The organism is Fischerella sp. PCC 9605 (assembly GCF_000517105.1).
In the GTDB taxonomy this organism is placed as follows: Bacteria; Cyanobacteriota; Cyanobacteriia; order Cyanobacteriales; family Nostocaceae; genus PCC9605.
Genome location: NZ_KI912148.1, coordinates 863,312 through 886,626, shown reverse-complemented (window position 1 = coordinate 886,626; position 23,315 = coordinate 863,312). Strand labels below are relative to the sequence as shown.

General features: G+C 46.1%; 15 protein-coding genes. All 15 read left to right on the top strand.

Annotated elements, in window-relative coordinates:
* The first annotated feature begins 107 nt into the window (after positions 1-107).
* The 15 genes from FIS9605_RS0106330 to FIS9605_RS0106260 all read left to right on the top strand — a co-directional run bounded on the left by FIS9605_RS0106330 (position 108) and on the right by FIS9605_RS0106260 (position 23,040).
* The gene (locus tag FIS9605_RS0106330; RefSeq protein ID WP_026731836.1) at positions 108-1,013 is read left to right on the top strand and encodes a response regulator transcription factor; all 906 of its coding nucleotides are present in this window, start codon (positions 108-110) and stop codon (positions 1,011-1,013) included.
* A gap of 650 nt (positions 1,014-1,663) precedes the next feature.
* Positions 1,664-2,767 (top strand): 3-deoxy-7-phosphoheptulonate synthase, encoded by a 1,104-nt coding sequence (gene aroF / locus FIS9605_RS0106325; RefSeq protein WP_026731835.1) that lies wholly within the window; start codon positions 1,664-1,666, stop codon positions 2,765-2,767.
* Between the two features lie 259 nt (positions 2,768-3,026).
* The gene (locus FIS9605_RS0106320) at positions 3,027-5,225 is read left to right on the top strand and encodes an anthranilate synthase (protein WP_026731834.1); all 2,199 of its coding nucleotides are present in this window, start codon (positions 3,027-3,029) and stop codon (positions 5,223-5,225) included.
* Between the two features lie 56 nt (positions 5,226-5,281).
* Entirely contained in the window at positions 5,282-6,151 is an 870-nt protein-coding gene (trpC, locus tag FIS9605_RS0106315) for an indole-3-glycerol phosphate synthase TrpC (protein ID WP_026731833.1), read from the top strand.
* A 109-nt stretch (positions 6,152-6,260) separates the two neighbouring features.
* On the top strand, positions 6,261-7,070 hold the full coding sequence (gene trpA / locus FIS9605_RS0106310; RefSeq protein ID WP_026731832.1) for a tryptophan synthase subunit alpha: 810 nt from the start codon (positions 6,261-6,263) through the stop codon (positions 7,068-7,070).
* 77 nt (positions 7,071-7,147) lie between these two features.
* The gene (gene trpB / locus FIS9605_RS0106305) at positions 7,148-8,401 is read left to right on the top strand and encodes a tryptophan synthase subunit beta (protein WP_026731831.1); all 1,254 of its coding nucleotides are present in this window, start codon (positions 7,148-7,150) and stop codon (positions 8,399-8,401) included.
* Between the two features lie 132 nt (positions 8,402-8,533).
* Positions 8,534-9,634: an anthranilate phosphoribosyltransferase gene (trpD, locus tag FIS9605_RS0106300; protein WP_026731830.1), complete on the top strand. Its 1,101-nt coding sequence runs from the start codon at positions 8,534-8,536 to the stop codon at positions 9,632-9,634.
* A gap of 52 nt (positions 9,635-9,686) precedes the next feature.
* A complete protein-coding gene (locus tag FIS9605_RS0106295) occupies positions 9,687-11,285 on the top strand; it encodes a flavin monoamine oxidase family protein (protein ID WP_051469938.1) in 1,599 nt (532 codons plus the stop codon).
* A gap of 126 nt (positions 11,286-11,411) precedes the next feature.
* Positions 11,412-14,765, top strand: a complete 3,354-nt coding sequence (locus FIS9605_RS0106290; protein ID WP_026731828.1) for a ferritin-like domain-containing protein — start codon at positions 11,412-11,414, stop codon at positions 14,763-14,765.
* Between the two features lie 165 nt (positions 14,766-14,930).
* Positions 14,931-16,538 (top strand): FAD-dependent monooxygenase, encoded by a 1,608-nt coding sequence (locus tag FIS9605_RS0106285; RefSeq protein ID WP_026731827.1) that lies wholly within the window; start codon positions 14,931-14,933, stop codon positions 16,536-16,538.
* A gap of 60 nt (positions 16,539-16,598) precedes the next feature.
* Positions 16,599-17,312: a glutathione S-transferase family protein gene (locus FIS9605_RS0106280; protein ID WP_026731826.1), complete on the top strand. Its 714-nt coding sequence runs from the start codon at positions 16,599-16,601 to the stop codon at positions 17,310-17,312.
* 138 nt (positions 17,313-17,450) lie between these two features.
* Positions 17,451-18,710, top strand: coding sequence for a cytochrome P450 (locus tag FIS9605_RS0106275; RefSeq protein WP_026731825.1), 1,260 nt, complete (start codon positions 17,451-17,453; stop codon positions 18,708-18,710).
* A gap of 32 nt (positions 18,711-18,742) precedes the next feature.
* Positions 18,743-20,053, top strand: coding sequence for an MFS transporter (locus FIS9605_RS0106270; RefSeq protein ID WP_026731824.1), 1,311 nt, complete (start codon positions 18,743-18,745; stop codon positions 20,051-20,053).
* Between the two features lie 119 nt (positions 20,054-20,172).
* The gene (locus tag FIS9605_RS0106265; protein ID WP_026731823.1) at positions 20,173-21,429 is read left to right on the top strand and encodes a cytochrome P450; all 1,257 of its coding nucleotides are present in this window, start codon (positions 20,173-20,175) and stop codon (positions 21,427-21,429) included.
* Between the two features lie 405 nt (positions 21,430-21,834).
* Positions 21,835-23,040 (top strand): MFS transporter, encoded by a 1,206-nt coding sequence (locus tag FIS9605_RS0106260; protein WP_026731822.1) that lies wholly within the window; start codon positions 21,835-21,837, stop codon positions 23,038-23,040.
* The last annotated feature ends 275 nt before the right edge of the window (positions 23,041-23,315 follow it).

The following is a 23,315-nucleotide window of genomic DNA, read 5'->3' as shown; positions in this document are numbered from 1 at the left end:
AAGCAGGAGTAGTGACTGGCTTGCTTGAAATTAACGCCTTTAGTGTTCTCCAGTTCTGTTAAATACTGAAGTAACCCCTTAACAAGTATTCAAAACTCTTGCTCCCCATGACAAGTAAGCAATGTTTCAATGAGAAAAAGATTCTGGTGATTGAAGCCCAGGTAGAAACCCGAAATTTGTTTCTAAAAAGTCTTGAAGCAGAAGGGTTTTGCGTGATAGGTGCTGAAAATGGCCTTGTTGGCATTCAACAAGCTCAGAAAGAATCACCAGATTTGATCATAAGTGAAATTTCGATTCCCAAACTTGATGGTTACAGTGTTTTGACTAAGCTGCGGCAAAACTTTGTCACAGCGATTATCCCTTTTATTTTCGTCACTGCCAACGTGACTCGAGGTGACATTCGCAAAGGTATGGAACTGGGAGCGGATGACTATCTTACTAAACCCTGCACAGTAGATGAGTTACTAAGAGCGATCGCAGCCTGTTTGAGAAAACGATCTGTGCTCCAAGACTTGTACACCAGACAGTCCCAGCCATTGTCAGAACTACCACTAGCTGACAATACGAAAGAGTATCAGACCTGCACAGAAATAACAATAGCTGACAATAGAAAACCAACAAACCTTGAGTTTATATTTCCGTCCGATCCCTTGTTAAGTGAAGTCTTTAGTTTCATTGAGACCAATTACGATCAACAAATTACCCTCAGCGATGTGGCTGTTGCAGTGGGTTACTCTTCAACTTACCTTACTAACCTCGTGCGACGCCATACGGGACAAACCGTCCAAAACTGGATTATTGAGCGCCGAATGGCTGCTGCTCGTACTTTGCTTTTAGAAACTGATGAAACAATCGAGGTGATTGCTACTAAGGTAGGTTATCAAAGTGTAGCTCATTTCTTCCGCCAATTTCGCCAACGTCATCGGACAAGTCCCCAAGCTTGGAGAAAAGAGCAGCTTGGGGGAGCAAAAACAAGAGCGAAGGAATTGCTATCCCTATCAAAGGATATGTGATTGCAAAAAAAAAATATTGTCAGATATCCTTGTGATTGTAAACATATTTAAATTTTTTTTAGGATTGCCCAAAATATGTTTAAAGGTCGCATGTAAGACTCAGTTTTCGTAGGTTAGGAGTCTTTAGAAAGCACTGTGTACTAGTCCAAGTATTCTTTGTAATCTGAGACTTTCACAGCAATATCTAAAAACTAAGCGTAGGGTAATCAACATTTTCAAGAAGCAAACAGCGACCTAAACTAAAAAGCCTGGTAAAACCTAGTGTCCGCATAGGATTCACGTATTAACTAACCTGCATTTGCAATTACGACTTGAGTCTCTGGAATTATTGGCTCAATCATACAAATAAATATTTAATTTGATGCAACTAAGCTTTATTAGTTGCGATAGTGGCAGTTTTGTTAAAAAACTAAAAGGCTGTTTTTGTAATATTCACGGTCTGAGAAACTGCCTACTAGTGCTGTAAATATACAACTGACAGTGCGATTTTTTTACTCTAGAAAGAAATTCATCTCCATCAAAGTACTATCCGGAAAAAAAGGACAATCAATTAAAAATATTCGCACAGTGAAAGTATCAATTCAAATGCCAGGTAATCTGTTCTGAACTGTAAACGCCATTAATGGCAATATATCGGAGGGGTGTAGCTAATGATTATTGTTATGAGAAACGAAAGTCCAACAGAAGAAATTAAGCGGGTTAGCGAAGAACTGCAAAGTTTGAATATCATACCAGAAAAATCTGTTGGAAAGCACAAAACGATCATTGGTTTGGTAGGTGATACGGAGGAAATTGATCCTAAACAAATTCAAAATTTAAGTCCATTTATCGAGCAGGTTTTACGGGTAAAGAAACCCTTTAAACGGGCAAGTTTAGAATTTCGTTACGGAGAACCCAGTGAAGTAGTTGTATCAACTCCCAATGGTTTTGTAACCTTCGGTCAAAACCACCCTCTAGTCATCGTCGCCGGTCCTTGTTCTGTAGAAAACGAAGAGATGATTGTAGAAACAGCGCTGCGAGTAAGAGCTGCAGGAGCGCAGTTTCTCAGAGGAGGAGCCTATAAACCCCGTACTTCACCCTATGCTTTCCAAGGTCATGGTGAGAGTGCGCTATTGCTGTTAGCAAAAGCTCGTCTAGCTTCGGGTTTAGGAATTATTACTGAAGTCATGGATGCGAGTGAATTAGATAAAATAGCATCCGTGGCAGATGTACTGCAAGTAGGGGCTCGCAACATGCAGAATTTCTCCCTACTGAAGAAAGTCGGTGCAATAGGTAAGCCAGTGTTACTCAAGCGTGGTCTATCAGCAACCATTGAAGAGTGGCTGATGGCAGCTGAGTACATTCTAGCTGCTGGTAATCCCAATGTAATTTTGTGCGAGCGGGGAATTCGATCTTTTGACCGGCAGTATACCCGCAATACCCTAGATATATCTGCGATCCCAGTATTGCGATCGCTCACACACCTACCAATTATGATTGACCCCAGTCATGGCACTGGTAAGTCAGAATTGGTGCCCACAATGTCAATGGCTGCTGTAGCAGCCGGCGCAGATTCGTTGATGATTGAGGTTCACCCCAATCCAGCCAAGGCACTCTCAGATGGTCCCCAGTCTCTGACACTGGAAGGATTTGAAACATTCATGCACCAGATGTATCCTCTGGGTAAATTCTTTGGTCGTTGGACTCAAGGTAGTAATGCAACAGCAACGTTGCCACTACAAGTTTCTCCCACGGCAGGCATCTTTTCCGGTTAATTCATCTCTGCAATGAGTAGGTAGCAAAAACTATATCAGGTTCAGGAGTACACTTAAATAATTAGATCTGACGTGGGGATGTGGTGACACCCGGATGCGGAAGGTTTTGAATTATAAGTAATTAGCGAACTTGATATTAGTAAAGAGATCCTAGATCAATACAGCTTTTGGGAATTCAGACAAAACTGGAAAATGAATAGAACAGAGCTTACTGTGGCTTCACTGCATCCTTTCTCAAAAAGTTTTCAAGGAATAACTAATGAATTTGGATACCTATTGCTACAAAACCAGAGGTGGAATTTTTGTTTCTCGCTCCGTAACTAAAACTTCAATGGACGCTGCTATTGAAGAAGTCTTGTTACGTCTTGATTCCCAACGTGGAGGGTTACTAAAAAGTAGCTACGAATACCCAGGACGATATAAGAGATGGGCGATTGGCTTTATCAATCCACCCCTAGAACTTGTGACTCGCGACAATGATTTTACGCTCACAGCACATAACGAGCGAGGTATGATGCTGCTAGAGTATCTAGCAGAACGTTTGCAAAATCTACCTCAACTTCAGGCAGTTACTTGGGAAACTAATTGTGTAACTGGTTCAGTTCGACCAACAGAACGTTTCTTTTCAGAAGAAGAAAGAAGTAAGCAACCATCTGCCTTTAGCATCGTCCGTGAAATTCTACATACTTTCTATAGCCCAGAAGATGACCATCTAGGACTTTACGGTGCATTTGGCTATGACTTGGTTTTCCAGTTTGAGCAAATGCCAAAGCATTTGCAACGGAAAGAAGATCAACGGGATTTGGTGCTGTATTTGCCTGATGAATTGTTGATTGTTGACTACCACCAGCAAAGTGCATTCTGTTTGCAGTATGAATTCGTCACCAAGAATGGTAGTACTAGAGGTCTGCCTCGTAACGGTCAAGTCATCGATTACAGAGGCAAGCGTCTAACCCCTGCTCAAGCTTCTGACCATGCGCCTGGGGAGTATGAACAGCAGGTGGAGAAAGCACTGGAATACTTTATTCGCGGCGATTTATTTGAGGTTGTTCCCAGTCAAAGCTTCTTTCAACCCTGTGATAAATCCCCAACGGAACTGTTCCGAACACTACAGCAAATTAATCCCAGTCCCTATGGATTCATCATGAATTTGGGTGGAGAGTATTTGGTTGGTGCATCTCCGGAAATGTTTGTGCGAACTGAAGGTAGGCGGGTGGAAACTTGCCCAATCAGTGGTACGATTAAACGAGGACAAAATGCGATCGATGATGCTGCTCAAATCCTGAAGCTATTAAACTCAGGTAAAGATGAAGCAGAATTAACCATGTGTACTGATGTAGATCGCAATGATAAATCGCGCATCTGCGAACCTGGATCGGTGCGAGTTATTGGTCGTCGTCAAATAGAAATGTACAGCCATTTGATCCATACAGTGGATCATGTGGAAGGCATACTGCGACCTGAATTTGATGCCTTAGATGCCTTTCTCAGCCATCTATGGGCAGTTACAGTCACAGGCGCACCAAAGCGGTGGGCAATGCAGTTTCTCGAACAGCACGAGCGTAGCCCTCGGCGTTGGTATGGTGGATCTGTCGGATACTTAACCTTCCAAGGTGATTTGAACACGGGTCTGATCCTGCGAACAATTCAGCTGAAGGATTCAATTGCAGAAGTGCGAGTAGGTGCGACGGTTCTTTACGATTCCATTCCAGAAGCCGAAGCCCAAGAAACCATTACTAAAGCCGCTGCTCTGTTCCAGACACTTTATCAAGCCAAGCATAGAAGTGACGATTTATCAATTAGCTCAGAACTTGAACATCAGCAAGTCAGCGTAGAGCCTGGAAAGCGTGTATTGCTAATTGACTATGAAGACTCTTTTGTACACACGCTTGCCAACTACATCCGTCAAACTGGTGCCATAGTCAAAACATTACGTCACGGCTTTTCTCAATCAGTCTTTGATACAGAACACCCTGACTTAGTTGTCTTATCTCCCGGGCCTGGCAGACCCAGTGACTTCCGCGTACCAGAGACAATAGCGGCTTGCATGAAAAGGCAAATCCCCATCTTTGGCGTTTGTTTAGGATTGCAGTCTATTGTTGAGGCTTTAGGCGGTGAACTAGGAGTTCTTAGTTATCCCCAGCATGGCAAAGTTTCTCGTGTGTCTGTGGTTGCTCCCGATTCTGTCACTTTCAAAGATTTACCCCAATCCTTTGAAGTTGGTAGATACCACTCTTTATTTGCCTTGCCTGAGAGTCTCCCCAAAGAACTCAAAGTTACAGCTCTCTCAGATGATGGTGTGATTATGGGTATCGAGCATCAAACACTGCCAATTATCGGTGTTCAGTTCCATCCAGAATCAATCATGACCTTAGCGGAAGGAGTCGGTCTAGCAATTATTAAGAATGTAGTTAGTGCATGTACAACTAAAAAATCTTCCCCAGTTGTTGCTGCATAAGCATAAGAGTATTTTCAGATATGCCTCCCAGTCACCATTTATCACCCCAGTCTCGTATGGATGCCAGTAAGAGCGTCTCCACCCTTGAAATCAACAACCAACTGTCCGCACAACCAGCCCATATTCTTGAAGAGATTGTGTGGCACAAACAAAAAGAAGTTGCATTCATGGGTGAGCAACTGCCTCTTAGTGATTTACAAAATCAGATAAGTACTGCCCCTCCCCCACGAGATTTTCTGGGTGCCTTGCGCCAGAATCCTAGCAAACCCAGCTTGATTGCTGAGGTCAAGAAAGCATCACCTAGTAAAGGAGTAATCCGCGCTGACTTTGATCCAGTCAAAATTGCCCAGGCATACGAGCGAGGTGGTGCTACCTGTCTATCAGTACTGACAGATGAGAAATTCTTTCAAGGCAGTTTTGAGAATCTGCAAATCATTAGAAAGAATGTAGCACTGCCCTTGTTGTGCAAGGAATTTATTATTGACCCTTACCAAATTTATTTTGCACGGGTTAGTGGAGCAGATGCGGTACTACTGATTGCCGCTATCTTAGCTGATGAAACTTTGCAAAATTTTCTCCAACTTGCTCAGCATTTGGGTATGACTGCCTTAATAGAGGTGCATACTCTTGCTGAACTCGATCGGGTACTGGCACTACCAAATGTGCGATTGGTAGGAATTAACAACCGCAATCTTCAAGACTTTACCGTTGATCTAGAAACAACTCAACGCTTATTGACAGAGCGTCGAGAAAGGTTAACTAGTTTAGGTATTACAGTCGTGAGTGAGTCTGGTTTGTACACGTCCAGTGACCTAGCCTTTGTGGCTGAGGCGGGAGCCGAAGCAGTCCTGATTGGAGAATCTCTGGTCAAGCAAAATGACATAGAGGAGGCTGTGAGGCATTTATTCAAACTTGTTAGTAGTTAGTGGTTAGTAGTTAGTGGTTAGTGGTTAGTAGTTAGTGGTTAGTGGTTATTCTCCCCACCTCCCCACCTCCCCATCTCCCCAACTTGTAAACTTTCAATGGCTCATACGAATGACTTCTATCTCCCATTACTTTGAATCTTTACGAGCAAGCAATCAGTGTGCTCTTATTCCCTTTGTTACAGCTGGCGATCCTGATTTGGACATCACAGCAGAAGCCCTGCGAGTTCTAGATTCTAGCGGTGCTGATTTGATTGAACTGGGAGTTCCCTATTCAGATCCATTGGCTGACGGGCCAGTGATTCAAGCGGCAGCAACTCGTGCCTTGAAACAGGGAACCCGCTTAGTTAATGTTTTGGAAATGGCGCAAACAGTTACTCGTAGCTTGCGATCGCCAATTATCCTCTTTACTTACTACAACCCAATTTTGAATCTGGGCAAAACCTCATTCTTAGAAAGAGCTGCTGCATCGGGGATCAAAGGATTAGTAGTACCCGATCTACCTTTGGATGAAGCTAGTGATTTATTAGAACTTGCCGATGCTGTTGGAATTGAGGTGATTTTGTTAGTGACTCCGACAAGTTCAAAAGATCGCATAGAGGCGATCGCTCGTCAATCTCGTGGATTTATTTACTTGGTTAGCGTAACAGGCGTGACTGGTATGCGCTCCCATCTCCAAACGCGCGTTAGGGATGTACTTAAAGAAATCCGCAGCGTCACAGACAAACCCATTGGTGTTGGTTTTGGTATATCTAGCCCAGAACATGCTCATCAGGTAAGAGATTGGGGTGCGGATGCTGTGATCGTGGGTAGTGCCTTTGTGGAGCGTTTGTCAGAAAGTACACCATATCGAGGACTGCGATCTATTAAAGATTTCTGTCGCGATTTGAAGGCATCAATTACTCTCGCCGAAGTTGGATAATAGACCAGAAAATTTTATACCAGTAACTGGAAACCAGGATTTTTCCATTTTTATAACAGTATTTTTGGGTAAATTGAATGTTAATAAATACACAAAAAATCGAAGCTGCAAATCAACTACTCAGTCAACAACCCGATGCAAATGGCAGATTTGGTCAATTTGGCGGTAAGTACGTACCCGAAACTTTAATGTCGGCTCTGACTGAGTTGGAAACCGCATTTAAGGAGTATCGCAACGATCCACAGTTCCAACAAGAGCTGCAAGCACTGCTGCGAGACTATGTGGGACGCCCTACCCCCCTCTACTTTGCAGAACGACTAACTGCCCGCTACGCTCTTACTGATGGCACAGGGCCGCAAATTTATCTCAAACGTGAGGACTTAAACCATACGGGAGCTCACAAAATCAACAACGCCCTAGCGCAAGTGCTGTTAGCCAAGCGCATGGGTAAACAGCGCATTGTGGCGGAAACAGGGGCAGGTCAGCATGGTGTTGCTACTGCTACGGTATGTGCTCGTTTTGGGTTACAGTGCGTAATTTACATGGGCATCCACGACATGCAGCGGCAAGCCCTAAATGTGTTCCGGATGCGGTTGATGGGGGCAGAGGTTCGAGCAGTGGAAGCAGGAACGGGAACCCTCAAAGACGCGACCTCTGAGGCAATTCGGGATTGGGTGACAAATGTAGAAACAACTCACTACATCTTGGGATCGGTTGCAGGGCCGCATCCCTACCCGATGATGGTGCGAGACTTTCACGGAGTAATTGGTAAGGAAACTCGCGCCCAAGCTCAAGAAAAATGGGGAGGACTACCGGATATTCTTTTGGCTTGTGTGGGTGGAGGTTCCAACGCGATTGGACTGTTCCATGAGTTTGTAAATGAACCTTCCGTGCGCCTGATTGGAGTTGAAGCAGCAGGTGAAGGTATTGACACAGATAAACATGCAGCAACTCTGACAAAAGGGCGAATTGGAGTTTTGCACGGTGCGATGAGTTTTGTGCTGCAAGATGACGATGGTCAGATTGTTGAGGCACACTCGATCAGTGCTGGACTAGATTATCCCGGAGTTGGGCCCGAACATAGCTATTTGAAGGAAATTGGGCGTGCTGAATACTACAGTGTGACAGACCAACAGGCCTTAGAGGCGTTTCAACGTCTTTCACAACTAGAAGGAATTATTCCAGCACTGGAAACAGCACATGCGATCGCCTATTTAGAAACACTTTGTCCACAACTAACTGATAGTCCCCGAATTGTCATCAACTGTTCAGGACGTGGTGACAAGGATGTGCAAACAGTTGCTTCAAGGGGGCTGGGAAATAGGGATTAGGGACTGGGGACTGGGGCAAGAGGCAATGGGCATTGGGCATAGGTAAGAAAACCAATCCCCACCCCAATCCCCGATCCCCAATCCCCAATCCCCACCCCGATCCCCAATCCCCGATCCCCAATCCCCAATCTTATGGTTACAACAACAATCAGTGTTGGAAAAAATTCCTCAAGCAGCGACTCTCCCAATTGGTCTGTATTATTACAGCAATTGCTAGATCGTCAATCACTTTCGGTTTCCCAAGCTTCCGATTTAATGTACGGTTGGCTGGCAGAAGCCATTCCTCCTGTAATGTCGGGTGCGATTTTAGCAGCAATTCAGGCAAAGGGAGTATCTGCTGAAGAATTGCTGGGCATGGTCAAGGTTCTATACTCTCAGTCATTAAAAGCAACATTGCGCGATCGCGTTGTCGGCACCTTACCACTGGTTGATACTTGTGGAACTGGCGGAGATGGGGCATCGACATTTAATATTTCCACAGCCGTTGCCTTCGTGACTGCCGCAGCTGGAGTAAAAGTTGCTAAGCATGGCAATCGTTCGGCATCTGGGAAAACTGGATCGGCAGATGTATTGGAAGGTCTGGGTTTAAATTTGAAGGCCAGCACCAAGAAAACTCAAGAAGCCGTTGATGAAGTTGGCATTACTTTTCTGTTCGCACCAGATTGGCATCCAGCCTTGAAAGCGATCGCCCCACTGCGAAAAGCCCTGAAAGTACGAACAATTTTTAACTTGCTTGGCCCGCTGATCAATCCTTTACGACCGACAGGACAAGTTGTTGGTGTCAACGATCCAAAAATTGTTGAGACTTTTGGGAAAGTATTACATCAGTTGGGAACTCGCCGGGCGATCGTACTTCACGGACGCGAAAAATTAGACGAAGCAGGCTTGGCAGATAAAACGGACTTAGCTGTCGTATCAAATCAACAAATGTGCCTGCTGGAATTAGATCCGCAAGACCTGGGTTTAAACCCGACTCCGACCAGTGAACTACGAGGTGGGGATGTCCGAGAAAATGCGGAAATTCTCAAAGCAGTTCTGCAAGGAAAAGGCACTCAAGCTCAGCGAGATGTGGTGACTTTAAATACAGCTTTAGCACTCTTTGTTGGCGAAGCAATGCCAGAGTCTAGTGATTATATTGATACTTTTGCTAAAGCTGTTGTTCTTGCCAGGGAAATTCTTGACAGTGGGCTTGCCTGGAAAAAATTAGAGCAACTTGCTCAATTTCTTCAGTAGAAACGCGACAGTGATTCGCTGTTTTGCCAGAGAGTTTGGAGTATTTGACCATATGAATATCGAAAGAATGCTGAATATGTGCAAGCTGGCGAATCGCCAAGAAGGCAAGCGCGTGACCATCTTGGGTGCTGGCATTGCAGGTCTAGTAGCAGCCTATGAACTTGAGCGTCTAGGCCATCAAGTGGATATTATGGAAGGTAGCCCACGCATCGGGGGTAGAGTCTGGACTCATCGCTTCGGCAATGACTTCAATTCTGCCTACGGAGAACTAGGGGCAATGCGTATCCCCAGCGAGCATAAGTATGTCCTGCACTACATACACGAATTGGGACTGAGTGACAAGCTGTGCAAGTTTGTCACAGTATTCGAGGAGCAAAATGCTCTGATGAATATCCAAGGAAAAATCTTCCGGATGAAGGATGCGCCTCGGATATTCCAAGAACGCTATCAAAACATTTTCTCTGACACCCGCTACAGCGAGAAGACCAAACTATTTGCCGCGTGGCTCAAAACAATCGTAGATACCATATCTCCTGGCAATCTGCGTGAGAGTCTGGAGTGTGACCTCTCCTCAAAATTGATGGACGAGTTGGAGAGGTTGGATTTAGAGCCATATTTCAACGAAGATGGTCAGACCATAGACCTCCACAGTTTTATCAAGGCAAACCCAGGTTTAAGGGCGCGGTGCAGCAAGGCACTCGATATGTTCCTTAGCGATATCCTGGTGGAGACAAGCCACGATTTATTGCAACTGGAAGGGGGGATGGATCAACTCATCAACCGTCTAGTTGCAGCAATCAAAGCTCCGATCGAATGCAATCAGAAAGTGGTAGCCCTGGATGTACAAGAGGAGCATGTGAAGGTATCCTGGTTAGAGGAAGGGCAGTTGCATACACGTCGTTGTGACTACGTATTGTGTACCATTCCCTTTTCAATAGTGGGTCAAATGGATCTGAGCGGGTTTGACGATGAAAAACTTGCCGCCATCCACAACACTTTTTACTGTCCAGCAACCAAGGTTCTGTTTCACTGCGCCCAGCCCTTCTGGCAGAAGGATGGAATCAAAGGTGGAGCCTCATTCAGCGATGAAGGTATTCGCCAAATCTACTATCCTTCGGTGCAGAGTAACCCCTCTAGGGGTAGCACATTGCTAGCTAGCTACACTATCGGTGACGATGCCGACCACTTAGGGATGATGTCCGAACTAGAACGTTATGCCTACGTTCAGAACGCCGTGAGCAAGCTTCATCCCGAGATTGAAGCACCCGGTATGGTCTTAGACATGGCAACGATCGCCTGGGGTAACTATAAGTGGAGTGCTGGCGGATGCTCTATTCCTTGGGGTGGCGACATCACCAGCGAATCCAACCATCATATCCATTACTTGGAGGCTGCTAGACCCCAGAAGACACTCTTCTTCGCCGGCGAACACTGTTCCAGATTTCCTGCTTGGCTTCAGGGTGCGATTGAATCCTCACTAGAGGCAGTATACGACATTGCCGTCCACAAACCTATTACAGAATCTACGACTTCCATCCCCTTGGTGACCGTCGGGAAAGTCAATACTCCTACATTTTTGCGTATAAATAATGACCAAAATACAGAGGTAAGCGTGAAATCCTCACAAGAATTAATCAATTCCCTTTTTTAAATATCATCATGAACTGCTTACACCAGCAGAGATGAAAATCTTCTCTTTGTGTCTTAGTGTCTTGGTGGTTCAAGATTTTTTAAACCACAAAGGCACATAGATACCAAGTATTTTCATAGGACAGCTATGAGCATTTTGGATTTTCCCCGCCTACATTTCCAGGGTTTTGCCCGCATCCACGCACCCACAGGACACAAAAATGGAGTAGTGGATCTCAGTACAAATACTGTATACATGAACGGCGATCGCTTTGATCGCCGCCGTTCTTTGTCTGAGTTCCACGAATATCTCTATCGTTTAGGGCCTCGGTTTAACGCCCAAGGGCAATGGGATGATAATGGCCCTTTTAGCATGGCGATGGGATGGGATTTTGGGGGCAATGGTCACTTTGCGATCGACGCAAAAATTATCAGCGCTCAACGTGAATTTGGAGAGGTTGACCAAAATGACCCAGTAGTGGGACGCAGCGTCGATATGTGGGGTCACTACAACGAATACCTGGGAACTACCTTCAATCGTGCCCGTATCTTCGACTGCGATCCTGCATCCAACTGGACAAGCACAATTATGGTGGGACAGTTGACCTTCGGACGCCAAGGCAACTCCCATGAAGTCCCAAATATGCTCTCGGCTCCTGTAGAAGGTATGCAGCCTGCCCGCTGGCAGGATTTTAACCATATTCGCGAATTGCCTGCACACTGCCTTAACAGTGAGTTTCAACGTGCGGCTGTACATCAGTTTAGCGTCTCCAAAGCCGCTGAGGATTTATTGTGGGGTGAGGAGATAGCACTCTCACCAACGGTATCCTTGTTACACGAGGCAATGAACCGCGATGATGTGTTGGGACTGGTTGTGCAGTTCAGCTTGAGCAATATGTCAACGCCGATGCAACCCGACTCACCAACTTTTTGGGAACTGCACGGAACCATCGGTTTGTGGTGTGAGGGCGAGATGAGTACCTATCCCGATGGTCGGTTGCTGATTCCCGGTCGTGTGCCTTGCGACACAGAACAGCCCACACCCAAGACGCTATCCAATCTTACCGTCCAGGTTACTCCTCATGGTGCCAGCTTAAATATGGTCACGGCTGTGCCATGTGTGGGGCGGGCTACAGAACCAGGCCCGGGCCCAACTCACGCGATCGCTGCCAAACTAGACCTTGGTGAGTTGGAATTGCGTACACTTGCAAGCCAACGGCTAGTGGCACGAATTCCTAAAGAAGCTTACCAACGGGAAGCACATCTACTTACCAGCGGAGTTGTAGACGTACCACTGGCAGAACCCTTTGAAAATTTGTGTGATGAAATTGAACAGCAGGGTCTGTGCATTGTAGATGGACAAGGGCAAATTCTGGTTCAGGAAAAAGAAATCAACCTCCAGGTAGATGACGCCTGTCTGTTTTTGGAATTTCCTGATTGGAAGCGTAGTAAAGATTACATAGAAGAAATAGAAATACGCTCATTTGTCCGAGGGCGTCCTGCGCCAGTCGAAACCGTCTACCTGCGACAGTTCTACAATCCCAAAGGACTGCCTCAGCTATGCTACGAATTTGAGCGAGACCCCGCTAACGTTGGTAAAACTTTCCACTTTCCTCTCAGTACTGAACTGAACATCGTACATTTCAAGCCAGGCAAGCGAGAGGAAATTAACGACTTTGCTCCTACATGTGTAGTTTCGACCAACTCCGAGGGGCGTGGGTGGGTAACTTTGCACGGCGTCCAACCAGGAACCACGCGGGTGCTGCTGTCGGCTCAACCTGATGAACTGCCCAGCGACCCAAACCACCCGGATCAGGCAATAATTGCCTACGATAACGATAATTTGCTTGGCTTCTGGTCTGGTGCTGGCTCCTTTGCCGTGCGGGTTTTGACCGACGACTGGCACTTGGGGGAAATTGAGGATGAAGCAGTAGACTTCAACTTGATTTATGAGCACGTCTTAGCTTACTACGAGCTATGCTTCTCCTTCATGAAAGCAGAAGTTTTCAGCCTGGCCGATCGCTGCAAGGTAGAGACTTACGCCCGGCTGATGTGGCAGATGTGCGATCCCTGCAATCGCAACAAGACTTATTACATGCCGCCAACACGAGATTTATCACTACCAAAAGCAATGCTGTTGCGTAAGTTCCTGCACAACCAGCAGCAAGTGGGCTATGTCCCAACTTCTGAACCAGTGCCAAAGCGTACTCAACGCAACATCCAAACTCGCGATGAATTAGTCACCGCCCTGCGCCATGCGGCAGAACTGGAAGTAGCAGTCATGCTGCAATACATCTACGCGGCTTACTCTATTCCCAACTACGTCACTGGTGAAGAATACGTTCGTCACGGTTTGTGGACGCAAGAACAGCTGCACCTAGCTTGTGGTAATGGCAAAGAGGTGCGCGACTTCGGTATGCGTGGGGTGTTACTAGAAGTTTCCCATGAGGAAATGATCCACTTTTTGATGGTTAACAACATCCTCATGGCTATAGGCGAGCCTTTCTATCCGGCAGTACCCAACTTTAGCGAGATTAATCGCCGCTTCCCCATCGAGGTAGACTTTGCCCTCGAACCCTTCAGCGCCACAACTGTACAGCGGTTCATGCGGTTTGAATGGCCTGATTTCCTAGAGCAAGACCTCGCCAACGAGCGCGAACACAACGATCCAACAGCAGACCGTTTACACGGCTATGGCTCTTTAAGTGAGTTATATCGGCAAATTCGGGAAGCGATCAAGAATATCCCCGATCTATTCGTTGTGAAGAAGGGTCGTGTCGGCGGTGAACATCACCTGTTCTTGCGTGAAGACTTTAACAAAGTTCACCCAGACTATCAATTGCAAGTTGATGACGTGGAAAGCGCCCTGTTTGCGATCAACTTTATCGTTGAACAGGGGGAGGGATGCAACCCGAACTCACCCAAGTTTGAGCAATCCCACTTCCAGCAATATCGACGCATGGCTGAGGCGCTAGCCCAACAGCATATTACTGACACCTCCACAGGTCGTCTGGTGCCGTGGAATCCAGCCTACCCAGCATTGCGTAATCCCACACTCCATTATCGAGATGGTAACACCAACGTCGTTACTATCCCTGAAACTCGTGCTGTCATGCAAATTTTCGACGAGTGTTACTTCATCATGATGCAACTGATGGTGCAACACTTTGGGTTGACGCCTACTGCTAGCCTCCGGCGCTCGAAAATCATGAACGCTGCTATTGACGTGATGACAGGCATGATGCGCCCTCTGGGTGAACTGTTAATGAGTATGCCTTCCGGTAAGCGTGGCAAAACAGCAGGCCCGACTTTTGAGATCGCAATGCCCATGTATATCTCTACACCAGAAGTTGCCTGTGAAGCGATCGCCCGTCGCTTCGAGCGATTAGCCCATCGAGCTAGGGAGTGTGAGGCAATACCCAGCACCATCTATGAGATGTTCGATTTCTACATAAAATTCTTTGAAGACTTTGCCAACAATCCCCAACGCTTATTTCATTAGTTAGTCATTGGTCATTGGTCATTCGTGAATTTAACCACTAACCCTCCGGGTACTCTACGAGAAGCCGCCCACAAGGGGCGTCTACGCCAGTCGCTCATGGGGGAGACCCCCTATAAGTGCGCGCTGGCTCACCACTAACTACTAACCACTAACCCTGAAATGCGTATGAATAACAACATTATTGAAACAGATGTCCTAATTGTCGGCGGCGGCCCTGTCGGTCTAGCGATGGCGTTAGAATTGCGCTACCAAGGTATCGATTGTATCCTTGTTGAGGAGTCTGATGGAGTAATTAGTCACCCCAAGGTGGGCACCGTTGGGCCACGCTCAATGGAACTCTGCCGCCGTTGGGGTATTGCCCAGCAGTTGCGCGATGCTGGCTGGCCCTACGATCACCCCTTAGATATTGCCTGGGTAACAACTGTCGGTGGGCACGAAATTTACCGACTTCATTTTCCCTCTGCTGGCGAAAGGCCTTTACCTGTCTACACACCAGAACCAGAGCATCCCTGCCCTCACCACTGGCTGATACCACTGCTCATACGTAACCTCGGTCAATCTCCATATGGGCCAGTGCGCCTCAGCTGCCGGTTGGAGAGCTTCGAGCAGACAGATGATGGGGTTAGCGCCCAGGTAACATATCTTGACAGTGGAAACACTGAGTCAATTCAAGCTAAATACTTAGTGGCTTGTGATGGTGCCAAAAGCCCAATCCGTAAAAAATGTGGCGTTGATGCTCCGGCATATCACCCCACACGAGTGTTTCAGAACATTCTCTTCCAGGCTCCTGAGCTACCAGAAATTCTGGGATCGCGGAAAGCTTTGGTTTTCTATATGGTTAACCCAAAGAGATTGCGGTATCCGCTCCGCTCGATTGACGGTAAGGGATTGTATCGCCTGACAGCGGTTCCAGGGGAAGATGGCGAACAGCGCGATCCCGAAGAAGCTGTTAAAGAGGCGCTTGGTATCGATACACCTATAGAAATTCTTTCCAGCGTTCAATGGTTCCTCACCCACCGAGTTGCCGAACATTTTCGCCACAGGCGCATCTTCTTTGTCGGCGACTCCGCCCACACACTCTCACCCTCTGGTGGTTTCGGTATGAACACCGGCATAGCTGATGCAGTCGATCTCGGCTGGAAGCTTGCTGCTACTCTCAGGGGTTGGGCTGGCCCTAACCTGCTTGATACCTATGAAATTGAACGGCGTCCCATTGCGGTGCGAAATATGGAAGAGGCAAACGTCAATCTCCAGCGCACCCTGAAACGCAACTTACATCCAGAAATTATGAGCGACTCCCCCGAAGGTGAGCAGGCGCGCAAGCAAATGGCTGAAAACATGCAGCGTGGCGACGTTAGACGGGAATTCGACGCACCAGGAATTCATTTCGGTTTCCGCTACGAGTCCCCTGCTATTATCCGTGATGACTCTCCACTGCCCACTAATGACCCCCACGAGTGGACGCAAAATAGCTACCCAGGCTGTCGAGCGCCCCATGCTTGGTTAGAGTCTGGTAAATCCACGATAGATTTATTCGGTCACAGTTTTGTGCTGATGTGTTTCCAAGGGCAACAGGGAGTTGAAACCTTTGATAAAGTCTGCCAGCAAAAAGATGTGCCTTTTACAAGCATACAAATCGACAATCTTGATATTGCCAATCTCTACGAGCGAGCTTATGTCTTAGTGCGACCTGACGGACATGTAGCCTGGAGAGGCGATCGCTTGCCCGACGATCCAGACGCAGTAATTGACCGTGTTCGAGGGTATTTCTAAATTTATCTAAAGTCATTAGTCATTTCACCAATGACTAATGACTAATGACTAATGACTAACATGAAACTCTACTACGCAACTGCCTCATCCTACTGCCAGCGAGTGCTAATTGCCCTCTACGAGAAGGGCATAGATTTTACACCTATCGAGGTGAATCTTTTCGATCCCGAAGCGCGATCGCGCTACATGCAAATCAACCCCTTTGGTAAAATTCCCACGCTGGTAACTGATAACGGTCAGGTACTGTTTGAGGCTGGCATTATTATTGAATACCTCGATCGCCACTTTCAAAATGAACCTCGCCTTATTCCTGAAGAACTAGAACTTGCTTTAGAGGTTCGTCTGCTGGAGCGAGTTGTTGATGTGTATATCAACGGCGGACGTGAGGCATTATTTGCCGATACTCAGTGCCCAGTTGAGGAGCGCGGTAGCAAAGAGGTCGTCAAAGCAAAGCGGCTTTTAGAGACTGGCTGCACTCTCCTAAACGAGCGGCTTGGAGGGCGTACCTGGCTAGCGGGCGAAGAGTTTTCCTTGGCAGACTGCGCCGCTGCTCCTACCCTCGCCTACGTACGTATAGTTTACAACTACAAGCACTTGCCCAGACTAATAGATTACGTACGGCGTCTGGAGTCAAGACCTTCTGTTATGCAGGTTCAGCGCTCCGGGCGTGAGCAAATGACGCGGATGCTGTCTGAACTGCGATATCCGTTAAAATTGCCGTCCTTGGAGGAATTACCAATTTATGAGGGATTAGGGACTGGGAATAGGGGATAAGGGTAGCCCTGTCAAGGTGGGTAAAAGACTATTTTCCTCTTTGTGTCTTAGTGTCTTGGTGTTTCAATCATTTTTTTTTCACCACCAAGACACCAAGACACCAAGAAAAAACTAAAGCCTAGTTGGAAGTTAATAATAATGACGATTTCTACAATTGAAAGATTAAACCCGTTTATACCTGAAGTTATTGAAGACCCCTACAAATTCTACCGACGCTATCGGGAGTTAGATCCTGTCCATTGGGGACTCTCCGCAAACCCGCGGTTGTCTGGTAGTTGGTATCTGTTTCGTTATGAAGATGTGGTGCATGTGCTTGAGAGTCCTAAATTTGGTCGCGAGGCTTCGCGAGTTCGAGAGGACGGCGAAGGCGCACCAGTGCCAGCTGCCTATAAGGGATTTCGGTCGATGGTTAGCAACTGGATGGTTTTTAGAGATCCACCCGATCACACCCGGTTGCGATCGCTAGTTAACAAAGTTTTCTCTCCCAGGATGGTTGAAAACATCCGTCCAGCTATTTTTGGGATCGCGGATAGTCTGCTGGATCGGGTTCAAGTCCGCGGCGAAATGGACTTGGTTGAGGATTTTGCTTTTCCTTTACCAGTGATGGTGATTGCTACTCTGCTGGGTGTAGATCCGCAGGATCGCCCAATGTTCCGTGAATGGGCGTTAGCTTTACAACATGCCAGCGCCTCACGCCTGACTCCTTCACCAGAGGTTTACGCTCAAGCTGAGCAGGCAACTTGGGGATTTATTGAATACTTCAAGAAAGCGATCGCCCAGCGGCACAAAGAACCACGTCAAGATCTGATTACGGCTTTAGCTAAGGCCCAAGACGAGGGCAATAAACTCAACGACGAAGAGATCCTCGCCACATGCATCCATCTCCTAACGGCGGGTCACGAAACTACGATTAACCTGATTGCCAAAGGGACGCTGGCGTTGCTCCGCAATCCCGATGCGCTCAAACTATTGCGTTCTCACCCCGAACTGATTGCTGGAGCGGTAGAGGAGCTAATACGTTACGACAGTCCCGTGCAAATGGTGTCACGCTGGGCTTTCGCAGATGTGGAGATTGGCGACAAGCTCATCCGCCGTGGAGACAGCGTGGGGCTGATACTCGGTTCTGCCAACCGAGATCCCGCACGTTTTGTGAATCCTGATGTCCTCGATATCCAGCGCCAGGATTGTAAGCACTGCGGCTTTGGTAGCGGTATCCACTTCTGCCTTGGTGCTGCCTTGGCACGTGCTGAGGCTCAGATTGCGTTGAATGTCCTGCTCAATCGTTTGCCCGAACTGCGCTTGCTAGACGAGAAGGTGGAGTGGGCAGACAACATTGTGTTCCACGGGCCCAAGCATCTGCGAGTTGCCTTTAAAGAGCCTATGGCAAAAGCATCGTAACTTTCGGTAATTTTTGTGCGGATCGGTAAAAAATGTTGCGTCTGAGTCGTTACCAATGGACTGTATTGTTAATAGCGTGGCTAGGGTGGGGCTTTGCCATGTTTGAAGCCTTGCTATTTAACTACGTTGCCCCAAATTGTGTTCCGACACTTTTGGGTTTGACCATTGGTTCACCAGAGGCTAAGGCGGCAACTCTTTATTGGACTGGTCTTTTGACTTCCATTCTTCTGATTGGTTGGGCAGTTGGTGGGGTGTTTTTTGGGCAAGTCGCCGATCGGATTGGGCGTAGTAAGACGATGGCGATCGCCATTCTTCTCTATGCTTTTGGAAATGCTTGCTGTGCGTTTGCTCCCAATATCTGGTTTTTGATGCTGTGTCGGATAGTTGCTAGTCTCGGGATTGGTGGCGAGTGGGCGGCTGGGGCTTCAATGGTGGCGGAAGTAGTCCCAGAAAAATCACGTATAGAAGCAGGAGCAATATTATACACTGCTTCCCCAGCGGGTTTGTTTTTGGCGACCTATGTTAACTACCAAATCGCCGGGGTATTATTTCCCGACAACCCGGAAACCTCTTGGCGCTACGTGTTACTCTGCGGTCTTGTCCCCGCAGCTGTTACCTTATTGGTGCGAGTGTTTCTCAAAGAACCAGAACGTTGGGAGAAGGCAAAAAGTAAACACCGCTCATCTGGACTCGGCGAACTCTTCAACCGCCAAAATCTACCTTTGACTATCAGCGGCTTGTTAATGGCGTTGATTGCTTTATTGACAAATTGGAGTAGTAATGCTTTTATCCCAATAGTAGCTACAGGTTTAGCTAACACAGCTGCCAATGCCCAAAACTTAGATGCGAAAGCTACATTAGCACTAGTCGAAGAATGGAAAGTCCTAGCCACAAATAGTTTTAACTGGGGAGGTCTGGTAGGCACATTGCTGACGGTTCCTGCTGCGAAATACTTGGGGCGCAAAAAGATGTTTGCCCTTTATTTCATTCTCTCAGCAGTATCAATTATGGTTACTTTTGGGCTACCATTACCTCCGCAAATTCGCTTGTATCTGTATTTCACAATCGGTTTAAGCGCGATCGGTGTTTTCGGTAGTTTTACATACTACCTACCAGAGCTTTTTCCTACGAGACTGCGCGCCACTGGTTCAGGTTTTTGCTACAACGCGGGGCGTGTGATAGCCGCAGCAGGTCCATTTTTAGTGGGTGCGATCGCATCTGGGGGAGCGAATGCATACAACACTGCTGTGCAAGCGCTGTTTTGGGTTGGTTTTATTCCCCTGTTGGGGTTAGCTTTTTTGCCTTGGGTAATTGAAACCAAGGGCGGAGTGTTGGTGGACTGAGGAAAAGAAAGGAGTAAGGAAATGTACTCATGTAAAACCTGAACCGCAAATGGCTACTCCTCCGAGGGTGCATAAGTTTGATTTCAATTACACCTATTAAGTTGAAAGGAATAGAAACAATGATTGGAAAAGATTCGATCCCAACTGAGAAAAAAACTTGTCCCCACCTCGGACAGGAGTTCCAACCCTTTGTTCAGCCACAACTTGATGACCCCTATTCATTCTTCAAGCGTGCTAGAGATGAAGAACCAATATTTTACAGTCCTATATTAAATGGCTATGTGCTCACACGTTATGAAGACATCCTAAATGTCCTGAAAGATCCGGCACGATTTTCTTCAGCAGATAACCTCAAGCCAATTGTTACCTTCACTCCGGAAGTGATTGGAGTGCTCAGACAAGGCTTTCCCTTTGTTGCTGACTTGGTTAATAGCGATGGCGATCTGCACAAACGCTTGCGTGCTCCTTTCGTGAAAGTGTTCGCACCAGAACGGCTGCAAGCATTGGAAGATTCGATTCGCGCTATTGCCAACAGATTGGTAGACAGTTTTATCAAAGATGGTCAGGCTGATATCGTCTCACAATTTACTTATCCGCTGCCGCTTGAGGTTATCCTCACCATGTATGGTGTCCCCTTGGAGATAATGCCCAATATCAAGAAGTGGTGCCTTGATATGACAGCGTTGTTATCGTCCCAGCTAACACCAGAAGCTCAGCTAGAATGTGCCCGCAGCTTTGTGGCAATGCAGCACACCGTTGCAGGATTAATCGAAGAACGACGCCAGACTCCTCAAAACGACTTAATCAGCAATATCCAGGACTCTGACCTGAGTATGAACGAGCAGGTCATCGTTTTATGTGGGTTGATACTAGCTGGACATAAGACAACTAGCCATCTGATTGCCAGTACTATAAAACTTCTGCTGGAGCGCCCAGAGTTGTGGCAAGCTATTTGTGAAAACCAGTCACTCATTCCTGCTGCTGTAGAAGAGGCACTGAGATATGATGCTCCTGTTCCAGCAATGATTCGCACTACTACCGAAGAGGTTTCCATAGCAGGAGTTACACTACCCCAAGGCACTCAGCTCTTTTTAATGTATGGCTCTGCTAACCGAGATGAAAACCAATACGGTAATGCAGATAGCTTTGAGATTGAACGTTTCCAACAGACAACTGCTAACCATCTCGCATTTGGTCATGGGGTTCATCATTGTATTGGTTCAAACCTAGCCCGTCGAGAAGGACGGATTGCTCTGGAAGTATTGTCTTCGAGGTTGCCGAATCTCAGACTTCGCTCAAATCAACAGCTCACTCATATCCCAGCATTGATGAACCGTAGTTTTAAAGACCTCTATGTGGAATGGGATATCACTTGATTAAAATTTACTGAAAATTAATTTGTATAAGGCTGAAAATCAGACGAAAAACTTTTTCAGCCTTCTCTTTTTTGCAACCTATTTTGGCTATAAATCAATACAGTTCAGTTAGTATAATTCAATCTTTGGATACATAAAAATGTCCCATTGCAATAAGTAAGTTAACAAAAAATACTGTTTAATATGTGAATTGAAAGTATAAAATAATATATGTTTTATCTTCTAACGCATCTCAATTTAAGAACTCAAAAAATAAGTAACAATTGATGAATTATTTTTAACAAAACTATATAATAAAAAAGCAGATTGAGTAATACCAATTTGAAAAATGATTGGGACAGATAGCCAAAAGCGATTACCACTAAATGTTTCATAATCTAAAATCTAAAATGGTATAACTCTGCCATGAAATCCACCGGTAAAAGAGTGAGCAAAATCCACCAAGATAAGAATTTTTACATCATTAGTTTGTTGACACTAATGGCAATTTTAGGGGGAACAATTTATAATCCCGCACTGCCAACTATCGCAAATTTTTTCAATGTCTCAAGCGATCGAGTTTCACTAGTATCGACACTCTTTCAATTTCCAGGTACAATTGTGACTCCAATATTTGGAGTTTTAGCTGATACTTTTGGTAGAAAACAAGTCCTTGTTCCTTCACTGCTAGTTTTTGCCCTTGGCGGAGCTTTAAGCGGTTTTGCTCCTAACTTTCGTAGCCTTGTAGAATGGCGAATTTTGCAGGGTATTGGTACTGCTAGCCTAGAATCTCTGCAACTAACTATCATCAGCGATCTTTATACAGGGAAAAAGTTAACCTCTGTAATGGCATTTGTTGCCAGCTTGAATGGGATTAGTTCGGCAATTTTTCCTCTCATTGGTGGGTTATTAGCTTCTTTTAGTTGGCGATATCCATTTCTGACATCGTTATTTGCTATTCCAGTTGCAGTAATGGTGTTAACAACAATGAAGCTGCCAAAGCAGGAACATAGTGTACAAAATTTCCAACTTAAACCCTATCTAAAAAATACTTGGAGGAGCATTAACAATCGTCAGGTATTTGGACTGCTATTTGCAATAATGTCTCTGTTCATGCTGCAAGTAGGAGCCTGCTTAACTTACATCCCAATCTTTGCAGGAACTAAACTCGGTGCTTCTGAACCAGTCATTGGCATTATCTTAACTAGTCTATCATTATCCCTTGCCTTAGTTGCTTCCCAATTAGGATTATTGACGCGGCATTTCTCACAAATTCAACTCATTAAAATTTCTTTCATTCTTTCTGGTTTGGGATTATTGATTGTTCCTACAGTTAATAATGTTTGGCTGCTGTTGATTCCGATTTTTTTCCTGGGAGCAGCTCAAGGTATAGCATTCCCATCTACCCAAGCACTGTTAGCAATGCTTTCCTCACAAGAATCTAGAGCTGGTTTTATGGGGATAAACTCAACGATTCAGTCATGGGGACAGACACTTGGCCCCCTTTTAGGAAGCATCGTCGATGCAATTTGGGGAACACAAGCGGTCTTTTATGCTAGCGCCGTTTTTTCCTTTGCCTCATTTTTTGTTTTGAATGCTGTGCTGACTAATAGTGTGACACGACTAAAATGATGCAATAATATTGTTTTGTGGTGCAGTCCGGACAGCCCGCCGATGAGGACGGGCTAGAAGTCTATACCACAAGATTTTTCTTTTGTACGCTTTTTGCAACTGATGGAAGATGTGAGTTGACCAAGGATGAGTGATGCGATCGCTCAAATAAAATACAAAATAGTTTCAGTTTAATTATCTTGACTTACTTACTAATATAGGAATCCAGTTTGATGATTGAAAAAATCTAAGTACACGTAGGGTGTGCGATCGGGGAGAGTACGGCACCAAAAACA

Excerpts from the sequence above, each read along its gene's own strand:
- FIS9605_RS0106330 (WP_026731836.1), top strand. The coding sequence starts at position 108 with ATGACAAGTAAGCAATGTTTCAATGAGAAAAAGATTCTGGTGATTGAA.
- aroF (WP_026731835.1), top strand. The coding sequence starts at position 1,664 with ATGATTATTGTTATGAGAAACGAAAGTCCAACAGAAGAAATTAAGCGG.
- FIS9605_RS0106320 (WP_026731834.1), top strand. The coding sequence starts at position 3,027 with ATGAATTTGGATACCTATTGCTACAAAACCAGAGGTGGAATTTTTGTT.
- trpC (WP_026731833.1), top strand. The coding sequence starts at position 5,282 with ATGGATGCCAGTAAGAGCGTCTCCACCCTTGAAATCAACAACCAACTG.
- trpA (WP_026731832.1), top strand. The coding sequence starts at position 6,261 with ATGACTTCTATCTCCCATTACTTTGAATCTTTACGAGCAAGCAATCAG.
- trpB (WP_026731831.1), top strand. The coding sequence starts at position 7,148 with ATGTTAATAAATACACAAAAAATCGAAGCTGCAAATCAACTACTCAGT.
- trpD (WP_026731830.1), top strand. The coding sequence starts at position 8,534 with ATGGTTACAACAACAATCAGTGTTGGAAAAAATTCCTCAAGCAGCGAC.
- FIS9605_RS0106295 (WP_051469938.1), top strand. The coding sequence starts at position 9,687 with ATGAATATCGAAAGAATGCTGAATATGTGCAAGCTGGCGAATCGCCAA.
- FIS9605_RS0106290 (WP_026731828.1), top strand. The coding sequence starts at position 11,412 with ATGAGCATTTTGGATTTTCCCCGCCTACATTTCCAGGGTTTTGCCCGC.
- FIS9605_RS0106285 (WP_026731827.1), top strand. The coding sequence starts at position 14,931 with ATGAATAACAACATTATTGAAACAGATGTCCTAATTGTCGGCGGCGGC.
- FIS9605_RS0106280 (WP_026731826.1), top strand. The coding sequence starts at position 16,599 with ATGAAACTCTACTACGCAACTGCCTCATCCTACTGCCAGCGAGTGCTA.
- FIS9605_RS0106275 (WP_026731825.1), top strand. The coding sequence starts at position 17,451 with ATGACGATTTCTACAATTGAAAGATTAAACCCGTTTATACCTGAAGTT.
- FIS9605_RS0106270 (WP_026731824.1), top strand. The coding sequence starts at position 18,743 with ATGTTGCGTCTGAGTCGTTACCAATGGACTGTATTGTTAATAGCGTGG.
- FIS9605_RS0106265 (WP_026731823.1), top strand. The coding sequence starts at position 20,173 with ATGATTGGAAAAGATTCGATCCCAACTGAGAAAAAAACTTGTCCCCAC.
- FIS9605_RS0106260 (WP_026731822.1), top strand. The coding sequence starts at position 21,835 with ATGAAATCCACCGGTAAAAGAGTGAGCAAAATCCACCAAGATAAGAAT.